Here is a 17,218-nt window from a genome sequence, read left to right on the forward strand (position 1 = left end):
GGAATTAGTTTAGTGATCGGCCTATCTCTACCTAACCAGAATCAAGACTCCTGGGAAGATTTGGTGCAGCTTGTCAGCCCTTATACTCTCTCAGATTCTCAACGATTAGGCTCTCTTTATCACTTAGCTGAAACATTGAAAACCCAGGGAATTTCTGGAGATTTTGTTGAATGTGGCGTTTACAAAGGCGGTAGTGCGGCAATCTTGGCTCGATCCCTCAGTGAAAATACTCGGATTTGGCTATTTGACAGCTTTCAAGGAATGCCAGAAACCACAGAAAGAGATGGGCATGAGGCGGCTGAATGGGTGGGAGCTTGTGTTGGCCAAATTGAGGATGTCAACACGGTAATGAATACTCTAAATATTTCCCAGGATCAATACCTGATTCGGCCAGGTTGGTTTGAGGAGACTTTTCAAGACACACTTCCCGACCAGGTGTCCCTCCTCCATTGCGATGCTGATTGGTATGATTCCGTAACATTAGTTTTAGAAACATTTTATCCCCGTATGCCCAGAGGAGGATGTGTTGTTTTAGATGATTTTGGCTACTGGGAGGGCTGTCGGGAAGCATTTTATGATTTTTGCTTCAGACATAATGAAAAGCCCTTGTTAGAGCGTGTGGGTACAACCCAGGCCTATTGGATTAAAGGTAAAACTCATACACGGCATGGCTAATGGTTTATAGTCCTTTAACAGGTTCCAATCAAGTTAAATTACTTCAAACATTTCAGGTAGAAGAACTGATCCAGGCCTGGCAATACACCTTTCAAATTGACATCTCTCTTGAGTTTAAGAGTTACAAAGATATTTATTTATATGAATGCTTAGAAACTCATCTACAGTTCTTCTATCCCTTTGATATTGAAGGATCAGCAAGGCTTTATGCAGAGCTAATGAAGTTTAATTGGTATTACATGAGTGATAAATGGGAATATCAGATTGCCTTGGCTGATATTCAAGGTAAAGAGGCCATTCTCGAAGTCGGCAGTGGTTTTGGAACATTTGTTCGGGTCGCACAGCAACAGGGTTTGAACATTCAAGGTATTGAACTGAACTCTCAAGCAATTACGGCTGCTCAAAGTCTAGGGCTTCCCATTAGCTCAAAGACATTCACAGATTTACAGCTTCAAGGAGAATCCTTTGACTGCATTTGTAGTTTTCAAGTTCTTGAACATATCTCAGATCCAAGTTCTTTTATCACCAATTGCCTAGCATTACTGAGACCAAAAGGGACGTTGATTTTAGGATTGCCTAACGCTGAAAGCTTTCTAAAATATCAATATAATCTTTTGGATCTTCCGCCTCACCATATGCTGCGCTGGTCACTGAATAGCTGTAAAGCCTTAGGGAAACTATTTAATCTCAGTCTAGAGAAATACAAATATGAACCCTTAGCTTCTTATCATATATCTGGATATCTCGATAGCTATATTGAACACTTTAGGGTATCGTCACCTCTGGGTCAGATCTGGCTTAACGCTCGAACTCGTTCCCTATGGATGTGGCTGCTTCAAGCAGGTTTGCGACAGTATTTAAGGGGCCAAAGTTTTTATACCCTATATCGAAAAACCTAAGTCTATTGAATTCAGACTACCAGCATAATGATATTCAAAGTTGTTAAGGAATACGGACATTAATGTATCAGCCAGTTCACTGTACTATAATGCTGAAAATATTGAATTTTAATCCTGCAAGATTATTTAATTCCTAATATCTAGAAAATTTAGTAATCTTATTGGAAAATAACCTTAATTCAATATTTGGATTTTAACTCGAAATTAAGATGCTTCTAAGTGTTAATATCAGAAAAAAATTAGTTGTATCGCGTTAAGGAAGCTGTTCTGAGACGGTAGAAATGTCAAAAAGGTTAGTCACAAAGTATGTTTTAACTTGTTCCCCTCTCACCCTCAATGAGTAACGCTATATTAGAATCACTTCGATTGCCTAAGGTGGATGTGCCCTTGTGAATTTTCTGAATTTAGGATGTGGTTATAATTTTCACCCGGATTGGATCAATATTGACTTTATAAGCACCGGGCCTGGGGTTATTGCCCATGATCTTAAGCTGGGAATTCCCTTTGCGGATGCAAGTTTTGACTTAGTGTATCACTCCCATGTTTTAGAACATTTTCCCAAGGCTTTGGCCGACAATTTCCTGAAGGAATGTTACCGCGTCCTCCGGCCTGGTGGCGTTATTCGAGTTGTGGTTCCAGACCTCGAACAGATTGCTCGTCAATACTTAAAGTTTTTAGAACTTGGCCTGAATACAGTTGCTACTGCTCAGGGGGCAGAATCAGAAATTATTGCGGCTGAATATGATTGGATCATGCTAGAGCTGTTGGATCAAGCTGTCCGTCATTGTTCTGGAGGAGACATGATCTCCTACCTCACTAATTTAAACCCTGAAGGAGAACAATTTGTTTTAAGCCGAATTGGGAGGGAAGGCAAAGAATTAATTAACAAGATTAAAAAGGGAAAGCCTGTCGTTGAATTAAACGATCCTAGCTCTCCTTTGGATGTAGGTCAATTTCGGTTAGGAGGCGAACCGCATCTTTGGATGTATGATCAATACTCATTGGGGCGATTACTTAGGCAGGCTCAGTTTGAGGCCGTCTGTCAAAAATCCGCAGATGATTCATATTTTCAAAATTTCAAGGAATATCACCTAGATATTGAAATAAATGGTGAAGTAAAAAAGCCAGACTCTTTATTTATGGAAGCTATTAAGCCACGACAAAATGGATGGGATCAAATTATATTTAACGCACAAGAAAGTTCTCTGAAGATTATTCACCTCAGTACTTTCGACATTCAAGGTGGTGCAGCCAAGGCTGGTTATCGTTTACACCAGGCCCTACTTGGTTCAGGGCATCGTTCTTTAATGATTGTGAAGGAAAAGCTGTCTGATGATCCAACTGTCTTGCAGATTAGTCAGCCCTCGGACTTAGATTGCTATACTCAAAGCTTACTAGCCATTCAAACACACGGGATTAATACACACCGTACTTCAATTTCAAACACATTGTTTTCGCTTCCCTACCCAGGCCTAAATCTGAGTCAATTACCAGAGATTCAAGATGCGGATATTATTAACCTCCATTGGGTTTCCTATGGTTTGTTGTCGCTAACATCTATCCATCAATTACTTCAACTCAACAAGCCAGTCATTTGGACGTTGCATGATATGTCAGCGTTTACTGGTGGATGCCACTATAGTGCTGGCTGTCGAGGCTATGAGGAAACCTGTAGCAATTGTCCTCAACTGAGTTCTGAATGGTCGGAATTACCAACTATAACTCTGCAAGATAGGATTGAACTTCTAAACTCAAAAAATCTGACGATTGTCACCCCTAGTCAATGGCTATATGAATGTGCAGTGGCTAGTCAAGCCTTTAGAAATCAAACTATTAAATGCATACCCTATTCTATTTCGACAGATGTGTTTAAGCCAACGGAAAAAGTGATTGCGAAACAAATCCTAGGCATTCCTCCAGAAGCTTGTACCCTCCTTTTTGTTGCTCACAATCGAGATGAAATTCGTAAGGGCTTTGCCCACCTGATTCAGGCTCTAAAATATTGTTTAGATGATCATTTATTTTGGACTAAATACAACCAACAAGAAATAAAGTTAGTTTGCCTAGGAGCTGGTGAATCTGATTGGCAAGTACCAGGCCTGGAAATAACTTTTTTAAAATATGAAGAAGATGAAACTATTATAAGTCAAGTGTATAGTGCAAGTGATTTATTACTTCTTTCTTCCCTAGAGGACAACCTGCCAAATACAGTTTTAGAAGCAATGGCCTGTGGCACTCCCGTCTTAGCCTATGAGGTTGGTGGTATCCCTGATATGGTTGAACATCTAATTAATGGATATCTGGTTCCCCGTGGAAATATCAAGGCATTTGCTGAGGGGATTATAAACTTTATTGACGCGTTTTTCCTCAACAGCAACAATTCTATGGCGATGGGATTGAATGCTCGAAAAACAATTACAGAAAAATTTACATCATCTTTACAAGCACAAGAGTACCTGAAGCTATATCAAGAACTGCTCAATTGCGACTCCGGTAAAAATAATGCTTGTCAAGATGACCATCAGCAGAGTTCATTGTCTCCCCATCTACCACTATTTGAGCAGACCCTAGGAAATAATTTTCAATCAGTTTTTAGTCGATTCTCAGCCCAGTCTCTCCATGGGAAACTACTGGAAATAGAGATGAAAACTGAGTTAAGCCTTAAATCTATTCAAGAAAATTTGGAACAGACACAGACGGCCCTTAATAATTTACAAATAGAGCACAATAGTAGCCAGGCCCAATTAGCTGAAACTCAATCGGCTATGACAAAGTTACAATCTGACTTCAAGGACGCTAATTTAGAACTAGATCAACTTCGAGGTCTGATAACAGAAATGGAAACCAGTAAATTTTGGAAAATTAGGATTGCTTGGTTTAAGCTTAAGGAGATTTTTAAGATCAATTGAGAAATCAGGAAAACGACTACGGCATAGATTTTATATTTTTCGTAAATTTACTGATGGAATTCACCTATGACCTTAAACGTAGCAGATGTAATCATTACTGGTTCTGAAGTCAATCATAGACATGGGACTGGAATTTTCTTAAAGAGAATTTTCCAGGATGACTCTCAGATTATCTCCATTCGCTCTAGTGATGGCTACAACGGCGAGCAAGACTTTGGTCACGTACACTTTTGCTATAAACATAATCAAAATAATTTACTGACTTATTTTGAGGGGGTTCAGGTTAGACGCATTTTATGTATTCCCTATAGTTCTGATGATGTGCTAACTGCTTTGGAGTTGAAGCGCGTCTTCCAGGCCCCCCTTTGTACCTATGTTATGGATGATCAAAATATCTTAGCAGCAGGTATTTCAGATAAATTAATGCATGATCTCTTAACCCTTTCCGAGCTAAGACTAGCTATTTCTCAGGAAATGCGGGATATGTATAGTACCAAATATCAGGTTCCCTTTACTTTTGTCCCTCCCCTTGTTGAATCAAAACTGTTTGGCGGCTCGTTGGAGATATTAAATACAAGTCAAGCTCAAAATAGGATTGGTATTTTGATTGGGAATATTTGGAGTCAAAAGGCGTTTCAACTTCTATACTCAACTTTAGAATCCTCAAAGCAACAAATTCATTGGTATGGTCAAGCCAGTTTGGAAGCCTTTGCATATGCATCTGAAAACAACAACTTAGATGATTCTAAAATTCAATTGTTTGGATTTCTGCCAACGGAACAGGATCTAGTCCAGAATATGCGCCAATACCCCTATGCAATCATTCCTTCGGGCACCCTTAACAGGCAGGATGACCGACCTGAGATTTCTCAATTTAGCTTGCCTAGCCGAATTCCATTTATCATTGCAACATCCCATACACCGATCATTGTTTTAGGTAGTAAGCGCAGTGCGGCAGCTCGGTTTGTAACTCGGTTTAATGTCGGTGTTGTCTGTGAGTATCAATACAGTACGTTTACAGAGGCAGTTCACTATATTTGCCAACCACATATCCAAAGAATAATGCGACAAAATGCTGCCAACATCAGTTCCTGTTTTAGGGTTGAAGGCTTCTCCGAATGGCTTTGGAAATCCTTAGAATTACGCCAGCCATGGGATACAACCTTTGAAAACTTGAGTGATCATCCCGATATTGAAGCTCTGATGCCAACGCTCTTTTTCTACGCCAAGCAGGCCTTTGAATCGGACATTTATCAAGGGCTACTCGACCAAGTTGCAAATTTACGGTTGGAAAGAGATGAAATGCATCGGCAACTTGTCAATGCCCAGGCCACGATCAAGCATGTTGAAATTTTCCGAGATATTGCTGAAAGGGAAATTCTAGCCATGAAAACTAGTAAATTTTGGCAGTTGCGAGAAGCTTGGTTTAAGCTCAAAGGCCAAATTAAACGCGGGTGATTGCGCCACCGGGATCAGGAGAACATTGATTGGTCTAGGATGACTTTCTTGTCCGTGGATGCTTTAATACCCCAGGCCTGGGCGCAACTGTTACAATAAATTAAGCTGTTTAAGCTATGCAGTCCCCCGAAAATCTCAAAACTTTTCAATCAGCTAGAGGTGGTTATGGCATTGTTTGGTCTTGGTAAAAAATTAACCCTCCCCACCCTAGAGGATGCCTTTCCCGGCCGAAGTCAGCCCATCCCGATTCCCGCAACTCATTACGTTAATGGCAATCCCCTGGCTCCCCCGTATCCCCCAGAGATGGAAATTGCTCTGTTTGGCCTGGGCTGCTTTTGGGGCGCAGAGCGCAAATTCTGGCAAATTCCCGGAGTTTATGTCACAGCGGTCGGCTATGCAGCTGGAGTCACCCCTAATCCCACCTATCAAGAAGTTTGCACAGGGATGACTGGCCATAATGAAGTAGTCCAGGTTGTCTATGATCCAGGCCAAGTCTCCTACCAAACTCTCTTAAAAGTCTTTTGGGAAAGTCATAACCCGACCCAAGGTATGCGGCAAGGCAATGATGTCGGCACACAATATCGCTCTGGAATTTATGTCTTTAACGAAGCCCAACGCCAAGGGGCAGAACAGTCCTTGCAACAATACCAACTTGCCTTAGATACCGCCCGTAAAGGTAAAATCACCACTGAGATCTTAGATGCCCCACCATTTTATTTTGCCGAAGCTTATCATCAGCAATACCTAGCTAAAAATCCCAACGGCTACTGCGGCTTGGGCGGAACCGGGGTATGTTATGAGGAAGCCTAACGCTGTGGATTTAGCTCAACGGACGCTGATCGGAATGGCCATTGGCATTTTCATCGTCTCCATCCCTATCTCCTTCAGTGATTTGAGTCAACTGAATGCCTCACATTTGATCGTTGCAACCATTTTCCTGTTGTCAATAATGATGATGTACCAGTTTTGGGGTAATCGTTTTCTTGATACCCTGAGCAAAATCCTGAATGGCTTTGGTGGCTAATTGCTAAACAGTACTTATTGAGCTTCTTTCGGCCATTGCTTCTTAGTTAATCAACCGGAATACGGGGAAGGCGATGTTTAAACCCGCAAAGAATTTCCCAGGAAATTGTCCCCAGGGTATCAGCCCAGCTATCTACACTGATTTCTTGATCCCCATCTTCTCCTAGGAGCGTGACAATTTCTCCCTCTTGAACATCCGGCAAATGGGAAATATCAATCATTAACTGATCCATCGTAATCGCCCCCACCTGCTGCACCCGTTGTCCACGGACAATCACCGTCATTTGATTGGATAATCGGCGCGGGACACCATCGGCATAACCAATGGCCACCACAGCAATTCGCATCGGATGGGGGGCAATAAATTGATGACCGTAACTAACTCCCGCGCCAGTAGCCAGAGATTTAATTAAGGTAATGCGGGCGCGGACTTGTAAGACGGGGCGGAGTTTAATTTGATGGGCCAGATGGGGGGCTGGATAAAGTCCATACAAGGCCAGGCCAACCCGAACTAGGTCGTAATGCAAGGCCTGATCCCGTAAGGTTGCTGCTGAATTAGCCAAGTGGAGACGGGGAATAGGAATCCCATTGGCCTGGGCCTGGTGAATCACGGTTTGAAATTGGTGATGCTGGACTTGTGTTAACGCCGGGTCTAGGGCATCGGCCCCAGCAAAGTGGGAGTAAAGACTGGCAATTTGGAGATTCGGTAAGCCCCGGACAAATTGCATAAACTCCAGGCCTTGCTCCCAGGGACACCCCAAACGAGCCATCCCCGTATCCACCATTAAATGCACAGGTAAGGGATGGGGGGCATCATCCAAATGGCGTGAAAAAATTAGGGCTTGTTTGGGGGAAGAGAGGGTAGGCTGTAACTCCCATTGGGCCATAGCTCGCACCAGGGAAGGAGTGTTAACAGCACCAAGAACCAAAATGGGAGCTTGAATCCCCTGCTTGCGTAACTCAATCCCCTCTGGAACAGTTGCAACCCCTAGCCAATCCACCCCATTGTCTAACAGGGTCGGGGTCACGAGGCTTGCCCCATGGCCATAGGCATCGGCTTTGACAACTGCCATTAACTCCGTTGGAGCTTGGAGTAACCGCTTAATTTGGCGGGCATTGGCGGCCAGGGCGGCTAAATCAACCTCAACCCAGGCCCGTTGGCATTCTTGGGCAACAGATAATCGTTCTTGGCTCAACATCTCCCAACATCCTCACCCACACCTCTTGCAAGCCAATGCCAGACTCAACATCATTCTTGAGTTAGATTAGACATTGCTAGGATTACGGTACACTAGGTTGCCCCATGCAGCCTAATTACTAGTTTTCCTGGCTTGCTATGTTAGCATTTGTGGGAATCCCTGCTCTACAGCCATATGGGGAAAGTTCTGGTTCTAAATGCATCCTATGAGCCGCTCAATATTACGAGCTGGCAGCGGGCGATTGTGCTTTTGATCAAGGGCAAAGCAGAACAGGTAGAGCATAATGGCAAGTTAATCTACAATGATTTTCCCCTCCCGACCGTCATTCGGCTGCGTCATTACGTCACGATGCCCTACAAGGAAATTCCCCTAACGCGGCGTAATATTCTTCACCGCGATGGACATGCCTGCCAATATTGTGGCTACAGTGGCGATGAGTTGACCTTGGATCACATTATTCCCCGCTCTCGGGGGGGGGGAGACACCTGGGAAAATATTGTCACGGCCTGTGTTCGCTGTAATGTGCGCAAAGGTAGCCGAACTCCTCGGGAAGCCAATATGCCCCTGAATCAAACTCCACGCCGCCCCTTTAGTAGCCTTTATTTTGAAGTGACTAAGCATTTACGGAGTGGCACCCATCAAGAGTGGCGTAAATATGTGATTGGGATGTAGCTGGGGCTGGGATAACCCTCTGATTGTCAGCCCAAAGGCCCTTCTTAGTTGACCGCTTTTAATTCAGCAATATTCCAAAGTGTCCCTCCCAGGCCAGTGGGTTCAGCCCCCTGAATCCTATTCCGAAAAGCAGCCAGGGTGAGGGGATTAACGAGATAGATAAACGGGACATTGGCCTGGGTAATTTGTTGGGTTTCAAAGTAAATTTCTTTACGGCGGTCTTCATTGAGTTCCTGCGCCCCTTGAATGTATAAATCCCCAATCCGTTGCTCCCAGGCCTGGACTTCTCGCCCCCTTAAAGCCGCATCTGCTTGATTGAAAACATGGAGCCGCCCATTGGGAGACCAGATATTAAAACCATTATTGGGTTCAACGCCCCCTGTAAACGCGCCAATGTAAGCTTCCCAATCGTAACTGTTGGCTAGTTTTTCAACCAAGGTACTAAAGCTGATAAAAGTGAGGTCGGCCTGGATACCAATCGCAGCCAGATTTTGTTTAATTTGAGCACTGATCGCCTCACGTACCGGACTGCCCGTGGTTGAAAGCAGCGTAAACTGGACGCGGTGCCCCTTGGGGTCGAGTAATTGGTTTTCCTGATTCCAACTAAAACCCGCTTCTGCCAAAAGTTTTCTAGATTGGTCTGGGTCGAAATCATAGACCTTTAGGCCCGCCTCTGGAGAGAGATAGTAGGGACTTTGAACCGAGAGGGGAGAATTTTGCGTTGCCCCCAGGCCACGGTAGAGGTTATTGATCATCGTTTGACGGTCAATGGCATAGGCTACGGCCTGGCGAAAGGGAATCGAGTTAAACCAGGCTGATTTAATTGGATCCACAAGGGGTTGCCCATTGCGACTGCCTTTATTTTGATTGAAAGATAAGAAGGTCACTCCAGATGCTGGCCCGCCGTTGTAAATCCGAAAATTCCCGCTCTCCTCTTCTCGTTTCAGAAGCGAAAAATTCATCGGTGCCACATCTAAGACATCCAGGCCCCGTGACCGAAATTGAATCAAAGCTGTATCCGTAGAGTCCACAATCTGCCAGACAAATCGTTCTAAATAGGGTTCTGGGCGTTTCCAATAGTGGGGATTGCGCCGAAAAATAATCCGTTGATTGGTGGTGTAGCTCTCAATCGTGAAGGGGCCATTGGCAATGATCAGCGTTGGATTCGTTTGCGTCCCCCACATCGTCAAGAATTTTGGATTCCCATCCCGATCTAAGGTTCTGATTCCCTCGGCTAAACTGTGTTCCGGTAGAATTGGCAGGCCAGAAGTCCGAAAGAAGGGGGCAAAGGGTTCCGGCAAGCTAAACTGAACGCGGCGGGCATCCAAGGCCTGGATTGTGGGTAATTGCTTTTGTTGACCAACTCGCAGAATATCTATCGTACTGCTGGGAATTTTCGGATTCAGGTAAATTTCGTTATAGGTAAAAACGACATCCGCGGTGGTTAAGGGGTGGCCATCAGACCATTTCAAGTTTGGCCGGAGGGTGTAAATAATGCTCAAATTATCCGGAGTAATCTCCCAAGACTCTGCGAGAGCGGGTTCCAGTTCCCCAGTTAGACCATTTTCGCTAATCAGCCCTTCATAGATAAACCCAAAGACATTAGGAGATTCCTCATTGAGGGCATAGTTAAAGGTCTTAGGGTCAACCGTGATACTCGCAATCAGTTGGGGAACTTGCGCCGTTGGGTTCCTGAGTCCATCGAGGTTACATCCTGTCAATCCCAGACCTACGCAAAAACTCAGAATCACAGCCCACAAACGCATGGGGATAACCACGAATCAAGACAAGCCTATTATATTCCCCAGAGATGTGAGACTCGAATGAGTCTGGAGGGTGGTCAATCAAGCCAAGTTAACGATGAAGGTCAAGTCCCGACCCTAGCTGTGTTGCTGCTGTCGGTAAGCCAGATAAACCGCCTCAATAAACTCTTCAGCACTAGCCTGGGCCAGTTCAGAAGGTATATCTTCCTGAACAAAAAGAAGTTCTTGGAGACTATGGTGTAAGCGTTGACTCGTTTCAAAGCGGCCGGCTGGCTTCAGCTGTTGGCGGTTCAGCAAAAAGTTACGAACGAGCAGATAGTGATCCGGTTGGAGTCCCCCCAGGCCTGGTAAATTCTGGATCAGCGGGGCCAATTCCCTTGCAACGAGTGAAATTGTTTGTCCAGTGGGAGCATTCCGGGTGGCCTGTTCATCTTGAATCACAAGAGTACCTGCGACCATATCGCCTAAGCGCTTTTCCGACGGGGTAAGAGCGACTAAAAACACGCCAATTCCGAAGAAAGGAATATCAATGGCTTGCAAAAAACTCCGCAGAGCCGCTTCCCGGACTCCAATGGGTTTGCCATTATCCTGCACAACTCGAATCTCAGCTAACCGTTTTCCGGGGGTTTGTCCCTGCCAGGCCGATTCAAAATAAATGTAATAGCCGTTGTAGATAAAGTAATTAATCAGCAAGTAAATCCCCAATGCCCAGAGGTTATAGGATTGATCACCGTTGGGAAATTGCTCCAGTAAAAACGGATAAATCCCATAGAAATAGAGATAGCCGACAATAATGGCTAAGATTAATAACCCCACATAGAGAATAACCTGATCCACCACCCAGGCCAGGGCCCGACTGCCAATTCCTGCCAGGGCAAAATCCAACTCAATACTTTCGGGGGTTTGTAAAATCACTCGCCGCATAAAGCGCATTGGGGAGGGGATTGTGGCCTGGAGGCGAAAACTCAGGCCTTCATTTCGGACGCGCAAGTCGTAGTACATGACCGCCTTAATCCCTTGCCAAACGGGCAGTAATAGCACCGCCGCAAAAAAGCCCGCAACGGGGATCACCATCACCGCATTGATAAGACTGGCGGCCAAGTTGGCAGGGATGACCAAAATGGAGGCAATAAAAAACACCGTCAGGGTATGCCAGGCCTGGCCCTGGGTTAATCGCCAACTGCGCTGAATGGCCTCCATTGCGGTCAGTTCCGGTTCAATGGCTAAAACGGCATCCACCAAGGACAACCGAGCCGCCACATAGGAGACCGTCACCATGGCGGCTAGAATAACTCCCAACAATAATAAAAGAATGATCAGGATTAAGGCCGTCCGCCAGGCCTCGCTCATATTGCCCCAATCTAAACTGTTGATCAGTGGCCAAAAGCCTAAATAGAGCAAATAACCAAAGGCTGCCCAGGCCAGGTAGATGAACAAGAGAATCAAGCCCGTCCCCAAGACCGTCCAGAGGTAAGACCAGAGCCGGGGATAAATGAACCGCCGCACCTCTGCTTCATCTTCGGTGGAGTCTTGAAGGGCATTAAAAATGAGCCGGGATAAAAGACCTCCACTGGCGGTAAAGCGAGCTAGGCCAAAGCCAAAGAGGGGCAACCCCAATCCCAACAGCAGAATCAAAAGGCCAAGAACTATCCCGAAATTTCCCTGATTACCGGCAATAAATACGGCTCCCACAACCCCGAAAATCAATCCACCCACCACCAGGCCCAGGCCAATCAAGAAAAACCAGGCATGGGCAATCAAACTAATGAGAAAATAGCGATTCCCGGCCTGGCGATAGATTTGCAAGGCAATGGTGATGATAGTCCCACTGGCAAGGGAGCGGGCTGGACGAGATTGAGGACGCATCATGACCCAAACCCATTAGGGCAGTTTCGGCGGTGTCAGTCCACCGGGCAGATTTAGATTGGTTCCGCCTATGTCAGGAGCAATCGGCGGTGGGCTTAAGCCATCGGGCAAGCTGAGGCCTTGGGGTAAGGGAGTTCTCAGAATCGCTGATTGATCTTGAATCGCTACAGCATTAGCAGGAGGGGTAAATTGAAACAACTGGGCGGGCTGACTGGGGGGAAATTCCCAACGGGTAAATTCAGCCGTGTATTGGGGCGCGCCGGGGAGGGTTTTGTAGGTAATGACCACCTTTTGGACAAGGGGTTGATCACTGGTGCTAACCCAAATTTGCCAGTTGGACTCCGGCCCGGTAACAAAGATGTTGTGGCAAGGTTCCCCATTCACCGTACTCAGACCTAAATAGCGACTGGTAAAAGTTTGGGGATCGTAGGCCGCAAAGGCATCGGAAGTGACAAAGGCTATCATCGGAATCGGGCTACTGCTGCGGGTTGTTAAACTGGCGACGAGATCATCCAAATTATTGGGAGCCGGGGCCTGGTAATACATATTCTGATCCACATCCAGCCAGGTAAAGGTTGTCCCGTTATAGAACACCTCTGTCTTTTGGAAATCCCCATCATAGCTAGCCCGGAGTTGGTTATTGCGTTGGACAGAGACCGTCTGGGTGGCGTGATAGGTGACCTTATCCCCCCCCGAAAGCACATTGTCGTAGGTGATTTGATTCGTAAAGGTAAAGGCCGGCTTGGTTTTCAAATAGTCAGCGGCAGCCCGGAGAATCCCTGCGGGAGAAACTTGACTGGTACTGGGGGGTGGGGCGGCCTGGGTTTGGGCCAAAGATGGAGCTAAGGAGACTCCCCAGCAACCCAGACAAAGGGCAAAGGCAAACCCAATCGGGCGATTCATAGCAGGCATAGCAGAGATTTCTACGATCACGACAATCATGACACAATCCCCTGAATATGGGACTCACCAGGCCTGGCCGTTTAAAATGCTTAATTTTTCTCCACTGTTCCTAAAACGATTCAATGGAACTGAACTACAAAGCTCCCCAAACAAAAGAGTTAAGTCGGACTTATATCACATAAACATTATTTATATCTTTGATCTCTTTGAATTGCCTAAGCTTATCGTTAACCTGAATATATCCCCCTGAATGATGCGAGGCTTTCCTATGCCAACAATCTTCACCCTGATCTATTTCCTATTGATTCGGACTGGCCAATCAGTCCAGACATCCCTAACGGCTCTCAATCCGTTACAACCTATTCGCCAATGGTTGAATACCATCACGATTCAGCATCCCGGCCAGGCCCATTTATTGTGCCAATTGATTCCGGCCCAATGTCCATTTGCACGGGATATTCATCTGTTTGGACGACTCTGGATTCATATTCCTCCCCTGTGTAAACTCAATCCTTTCTATGAAGAAGTCATTAGCTTAAGGTTTCGGGCCCTATGCTATCTTGCAGATGTGTGTGATCAAGATATTCATCGCTACTGTTAAGCTCAACCCAGAACGGTTTTGGAATTGCCCTTCTCCCTTCTTTCCAGGCACGCTTCCTATGCACAAAGTCAATCAGCAACCGGCAAATCTTGATTTAGGTTGGTCTATCCAGATTTACAGTGGTCAGCGGCGATTGGTTTGTGTTTTAGATGCCTCCCATGCTTGGAGCTTAATCACAGGCATTGGCTTGGGCTTCCTGTCCGCCCTCCTGACCATCCATGCCCCAATGAATCAAGCCCAGTCACCATCCCTGGGGAATCAGCCAATTAAGTCCCAGGATTTTGATTACTCCCATTGGCCGGGTTGATTGACTGCCCTTTGACATTTCATCAAATTTTTCGTCCCCGGTAGCGCATTTGATAGCGATAGGCATTTTGTTGGAGGAACAGTCGAATTTCTTCCTTCCGGCCAACTGTAATTAACGTATCTTCTGGCCCCAAGCGATCATCAGGTTTGAGGTGGGTTTGCATCTCATCATTGCGATGGCGGAGGGCAATCACTAACATCATTCCCTTGGCCTTAGCTTCCAAATCTTCTAAGGCGAGGCCAACTAGGGGGGAATCAGGTGGTAAGGTAAATTCTTCAATTTCCACTTCTAATTGAGTCAATAATTCAATCAAGTGACTGCGTTCGGCCCGTGCTTCTAAAAAGTTTAAAATTGTTGGGCGGGTAATCAGTTGGACCATCCGGTGGGCACTAATAGTGGCCGGTAAAATCACATGATCTGCACCAGCTAGCCGGAGTTTGGCCTCAGTTTCTGGTAAGTCTCCCCGGGCTAAAATTTGCAACTGGGGACTTAAGCCACGGGCTGTGAGGGTAATAAAGACATTACTGGCATCATTGGGTAAAACCGTCGCTAAGGTAGTGGCCCGATTGACTCCCACTGCCAATAGTTCAGTTTCATCCATCACATCATCGCCCACATAGGTGAGAAACCCCATTTCTGCGGCAATTTCTAAGTTTTCGACACTGGCATCAATCACCACAAAGGGGATCTGAGCCTGGGCCAACTGCTCGGCTAAACTGCGGCCAAGATAGCCAAAGCCACAGAGGATCACATGATTGTTCAGTTCTGCAAGGTCGGCAGGCAAGGTCTCCATTGCTAACTATGCACACCTCGATAGTGGAGTTTGCTCTTGATGGAAACTTCCCGCACATATTGGGGGGTATCACCGTTATGGCCGAGCACAATCAGCGTATCGCCCAAAATTAAAACCGGATTATGACTGAGTTTGGTCAAGAGTCGTCCATCGGGTCGGCGCACTGCCACAATAATAAAACTCCCCACCCCCCGGACTTCCAGATCATTAATGGCCCGCCCAGTATGGGGACAGTCTGAGGTAATCAATAATTCTTCCAGTTGAATATCAATTTGTCTAAGGAGTTCGTTAATACCCCCCCGGTCATGGGTTTGTTCGACAAAGTTTAAGCCCTTGGGCCGCAAAATTAGGTTGGCCATCTGGGCCGCACCAATGGCAGTGGGCAGGAGGACATGATCGGCTCCGGCTAGGCGTAGCTTGGCTTCAGTACTCGGATATTCGGCCCGAGCAATGATTTGAATGGCCTGGTTAATATTGCGGGCTGTCAGGGTAATAAACACATTCATCGTATCGTTGGGCAAAACTGTTGCCAGGGCTTTGGCCCGTTCAATACCGACAATTTTGAGGGAGTCTTCCTCGGCCGCACTGCCTAAGCTGGCGAGATAGCCCAAACCATCTGCTAAGTTAATCCGCTCGACATCCGTATCCAGAATCACAAAGGGCTGTTGAAGTTCCTTGAGTTGCTTGGCTATGACCTGCCCTAACCGCCCAAACCCACAGATAATGACATGCTGTTGTAGGTTACTGATTTCCCGAGAGGTCCGGTGAATATCCAGGGCCCGATTAATTTCTCCCTCTGTAAACATCTGCACAACGCCACCAATGGTATAAACCGCTGAAGATGTCCCGGCTACAATCACAAAGATGTTAAACACCCGTTGATAGTCTGCGGTGAGCGGCCTTACTTCTCCATAACCCACCCCAAAAATGGTGATTACATACATATAAACTGCATCAAGGAGTGTCCAACCAAAGCTGAGATAGCCGAGAATAGCCACGACCATCGTCAGAAAGAAAAAACTGACCCCAATCATGATCCGTTGGAGAGAACTCAGTTGAAAGTATTTTTTACCAGGCCTGGGCATAGAAGACGGGGGGCAATGAATGAGACTGAATCAAGTCTTGCTTAGGACTATAGCACTAGGGTTCATGGTCGCCAAAAGGGTCTCAATAGTCCTTAGGAGCAGAGAACTTTGGGCATTGATTGGTCTTAATCTATATTTTGCTGATTGCAACTCGAGGGTTAGTGAACTGAGTCTATGCCATCCCTGCTCCCCAATTTGCTACCTGGAAAACACTTCAACTAAAAAGTCATAATTAGGGGGATGTAGAGTCGGTTAGGTTGTGGCGTTTCCTATGGCGATCAAGATTGCAGATTTACGGCAGGACTACCGATTGCGACGATTACTCGAATCTGAAGCACTCGCGGATCCAATTCACCAATTCCAGGCCTGGTTTGAGGAGGCGGTTCAAGCTGAGTTACCCGAACCCAATGCCATGACCTTAGCAACCGTCACCGCCGGAAATACCCCCGCTGCCCGGATGGTTTTGCTCAAGCATGTCGATCAGCAAGGCTTTGTATTTTTCACGAATTATCTCAGTCGCAAAGGCCAAGAACTGGCTGGGAATCCTCACGCCGCCTTGGTTTTTTGGTGGGCAGAATTAGAACGCCAAGTCCGCATTGAGGGAGTTGTGAGCCAAATTGCGCCTCAAGAATCCGATCACTATTTCCAAAGTCGCCCGCTTGGGAGTCAGTGGGGGGCCTGGGCTTCTGAGCAAAGTGCACCGATTCAAAGTTATGCTACCCTTGAAGCCGCCCTGCAACAGATTCAAGCTCAGTATCCCGAACCGCCAATTCCCCGACCCGATCATTGGGGTGGTTATTGCCTCAGCCCAACCTTAATCGAGTTTTGGCAAGGACGGCCAAACCGGCTCCACGACCGGCTGTGCTATCAACGGCGGGCAGGAACGACCACTTGGAATATCCTCAGACTCTGTCCTTGAACAATAGCAAACTAGCAGATCAGAAAAGGCCAAACTTAATGTATTGATTTCTATTCAAAGCATAGAGCTCATGGGATTACCCATTAAGGATTGGCTAGGGGCGGGTTAAAAACATCTGGCTGGCGGAGTTTCTCAGATTTTGATGA

General features: G+C 46.1%; 16 protein-coding genes. 10 read left to right on the forward strand and 6 right to left on the reverse strand.

All coding sequences use genetic code 11. The features are described 5' to 3' along the window. Nucleotides 1-12 precede the first annotated feature (12 nt). The 6 genes from RIF25_RS01295 to RIF25_RS01320 all read left to right on the forward strand — a co-directional run bounded on the left by RIF25_RS01295 (nt 13) and on the right by RIF25_RS01320 (nt 6,965). Nucleotides 13-675, forward strand: a complete 663-nt coding sequence (locus RIF25_RS01295; protein ID WP_322876763.1) for a TylF/MycF/NovP-related O-methyltransferase — start codon at nt 13-15, stop codon at nt 673-675. Beyond that, complete coding sequence (locus RIF25_RS01300; RefSeq protein ID WP_322876764.1) at nt 675-1,574, forward strand: class I SAM-dependent methyltransferase; 900 nt, start codon at nt 675-677, stop codon at nt 1,572-1,574. Before RIF25_RS01295 ends, RIF25_RS01300 begins: the two co-directional genes overlap by 1 nt. Nucleotides 1,575-1,963: 389 nt before the next feature. After that, the gene (locus RIF25_RS01305) at nt 1,964-4,483 is read left to right on the forward strand and encodes a glycosyltransferase (protein ID WP_322876765.1); all 2,520 of its coding nucleotides are present in this window, start codon (nt 1,964-1,966) and stop codon (nt 4,481-4,483) included. 66 nt (nt 4,484-4,549) lie between these two features. Further along, on the forward strand, nt 4,550-5,941 hold the full coding sequence (locus RIF25_RS01310; RefSeq protein WP_322876766.1) for a hypothetical protein: 1,392 nt from the start codon (nt 4,550-4,552) through the stop codon (nt 5,939-5,941). Between the two features lie 165 nt (nt 5,942-6,106). Further along, nucleotides 6,107-6,751 (forward strand): peptide-methionine (S)-S-oxide reductase MsrA, encoded by a 645-nt coding sequence (msrA, locus tag RIF25_RS01315; protein ID WP_322876767.1) that lies wholly within the window; start codon nt 6,107-6,109, stop codon nt 6,749-6,751. Between the two features lie 4 nt (nt 6,752-6,755). Then, a complete protein-coding gene (locus RIF25_RS01320) occupies nt 6,756-6,965 on the forward strand; it encodes a hypothetical protein (protein WP_322876768.1) in 210 nt (69 codons plus the stop codon). 46 nt (nt 6,966-7,011) lie between these two features. Here the strand turns inward: RIF25_RS01320 and alr are convergent, their stop codons facing one another. Next, nucleotides 7,012-8,163 carry an alanine racemase gene (gene alr / locus RIF25_RS01325; RefSeq protein WP_322876769.1) on the reverse strand — a complete coding sequence of 384 codons (1,152 nt, stop codon included), beginning with the start codon at nt 8,161-8,163 and terminating at the stop codon, nt 7,012-7,014. A 174-nt stretch (nt 8,164-8,337) separates the two neighbouring features. Between alr and RIF25_RS01330 the strand changes: the two genes are divergently transcribed. After that, nucleotides 8,338-8,835 carry an HNH endonuclease gene (locus tag RIF25_RS01330; RefSeq protein ID WP_015125798.1) on the forward strand — a complete coding sequence of 166 codons (498 nt, stop codon included), beginning with the start codon at nt 8,338-8,340 and terminating at the stop codon, nt 8,833-8,835. 44 nt (nt 8,836-8,879) lie between these two features. Here RIF25_RS01330 and RIF25_RS01335 read toward each other — a convergent pair whose 3' ends face one another. The 3 genes from RIF25_RS01335 to RIF25_RS01345 all read right to left on the reverse strand — a co-directional run bounded on the left by RIF25_RS01335 (nt 8,880) and on the right by RIF25_RS01345 (nt 13,367). After that, complete coding sequence (locus tag RIF25_RS01335) at nt 8,880-10,601, reverse strand: ABC transporter substrate-binding protein (RefSeq protein ID WP_322876770.1); 1,722 nt, start codon at nt 10,599-10,601, stop codon at nt 8,880-8,882. Between the two features lie 114 nt (nt 10,602-10,715). Beyond that, on the reverse strand, nt 10,716-12,467 hold the full coding sequence (locus tag RIF25_RS01340) for an RDD family protein (RefSeq protein ID WP_322876771.1): 1,752 nt from the start codon (nt 12,465-12,467) through the stop codon (nt 10,716-10,718). A gap of 12 nt (nt 12,468-12,479) precedes the next feature. Beyond that, nucleotides 12,480-13,367, reverse strand: coding sequence for a DUF2092 domain-containing protein (locus RIF25_RS01345; protein ID WP_322876772.1), 888 nt, complete (start codon nt 13,365-13,367; stop codon nt 12,480-12,482). A 268-nt stretch (nt 13,368-13,635) separates the two neighbouring features. Here RIF25_RS01345 and RIF25_RS01350 point away from each other — a divergent pair, with 268 nt between their 5' ends. Further along, entirely contained in the window at nt 13,636-13,968 is a 333-nt protein-coding gene (locus RIF25_RS01350; RefSeq protein ID WP_322876773.1) for a Mo-dependent nitrogenase C-terminal domain-containing protein, read from the forward strand. 58 nt (nt 13,969-14,026) lie between these two features. After that, a complete protein-coding gene (locus RIF25_RS01355) occupies nt 14,027-14,275 on the forward strand; it encodes a hypothetical protein (RefSeq protein ID WP_322876774.1) in 249 nt (82 codons plus the stop codon). Between the two features lie 22 nt (nt 14,276-14,297). On the opposite strand, the gene RIF25_RS01360 is transcribed toward RIF25_RS01355, so the two are convergent. Continuing rightward, the gene (locus tag RIF25_RS01360) at nt 14,298-15,068 is read right to left on the reverse strand and encodes a potassium channel family protein (RefSeq protein ID WP_322876775.1); all 771 of its coding nucleotides are present in this window, start codon (nt 15,066-15,068) and stop codon (nt 14,298-14,300) included. A gap of 2 nt (nt 15,069-15,070) precedes the next feature. Beyond that, entirely contained in the window at nt 15,071-16,153 is a 1,083-nt protein-coding gene (locus tag RIF25_RS01365) for a potassium channel family protein (RefSeq protein WP_322876776.1), read from the reverse strand. 271 nt (nt 16,154-16,424) lie between these two features. On the opposite strand from RIF25_RS01365, the gene pdxH reads away from it, so the two are divergent. Then, a complete protein-coding gene (pdxH, locus tag RIF25_RS01370) occupies nt 16,425-17,072 on the forward strand; it encodes a pyridoxamine 5'-phosphate oxidase (RefSeq protein ID WP_322876777.1) in 648 nt (215 codons plus the stop codon). Nucleotides 17,073-17,218 lie beyond the last annotated feature (146 nt).

This window comes from Pseudocalidococcus azoricus BACA0444 (genome assembly GCF_031729055.1).
GTDB lineage: Bacteria > Cyanobacteriota > Cyanobacteriia > Thermosynechococcales > Thermosynechococcaceae > Pseudocalidococcus > Pseudocalidococcus azoricus.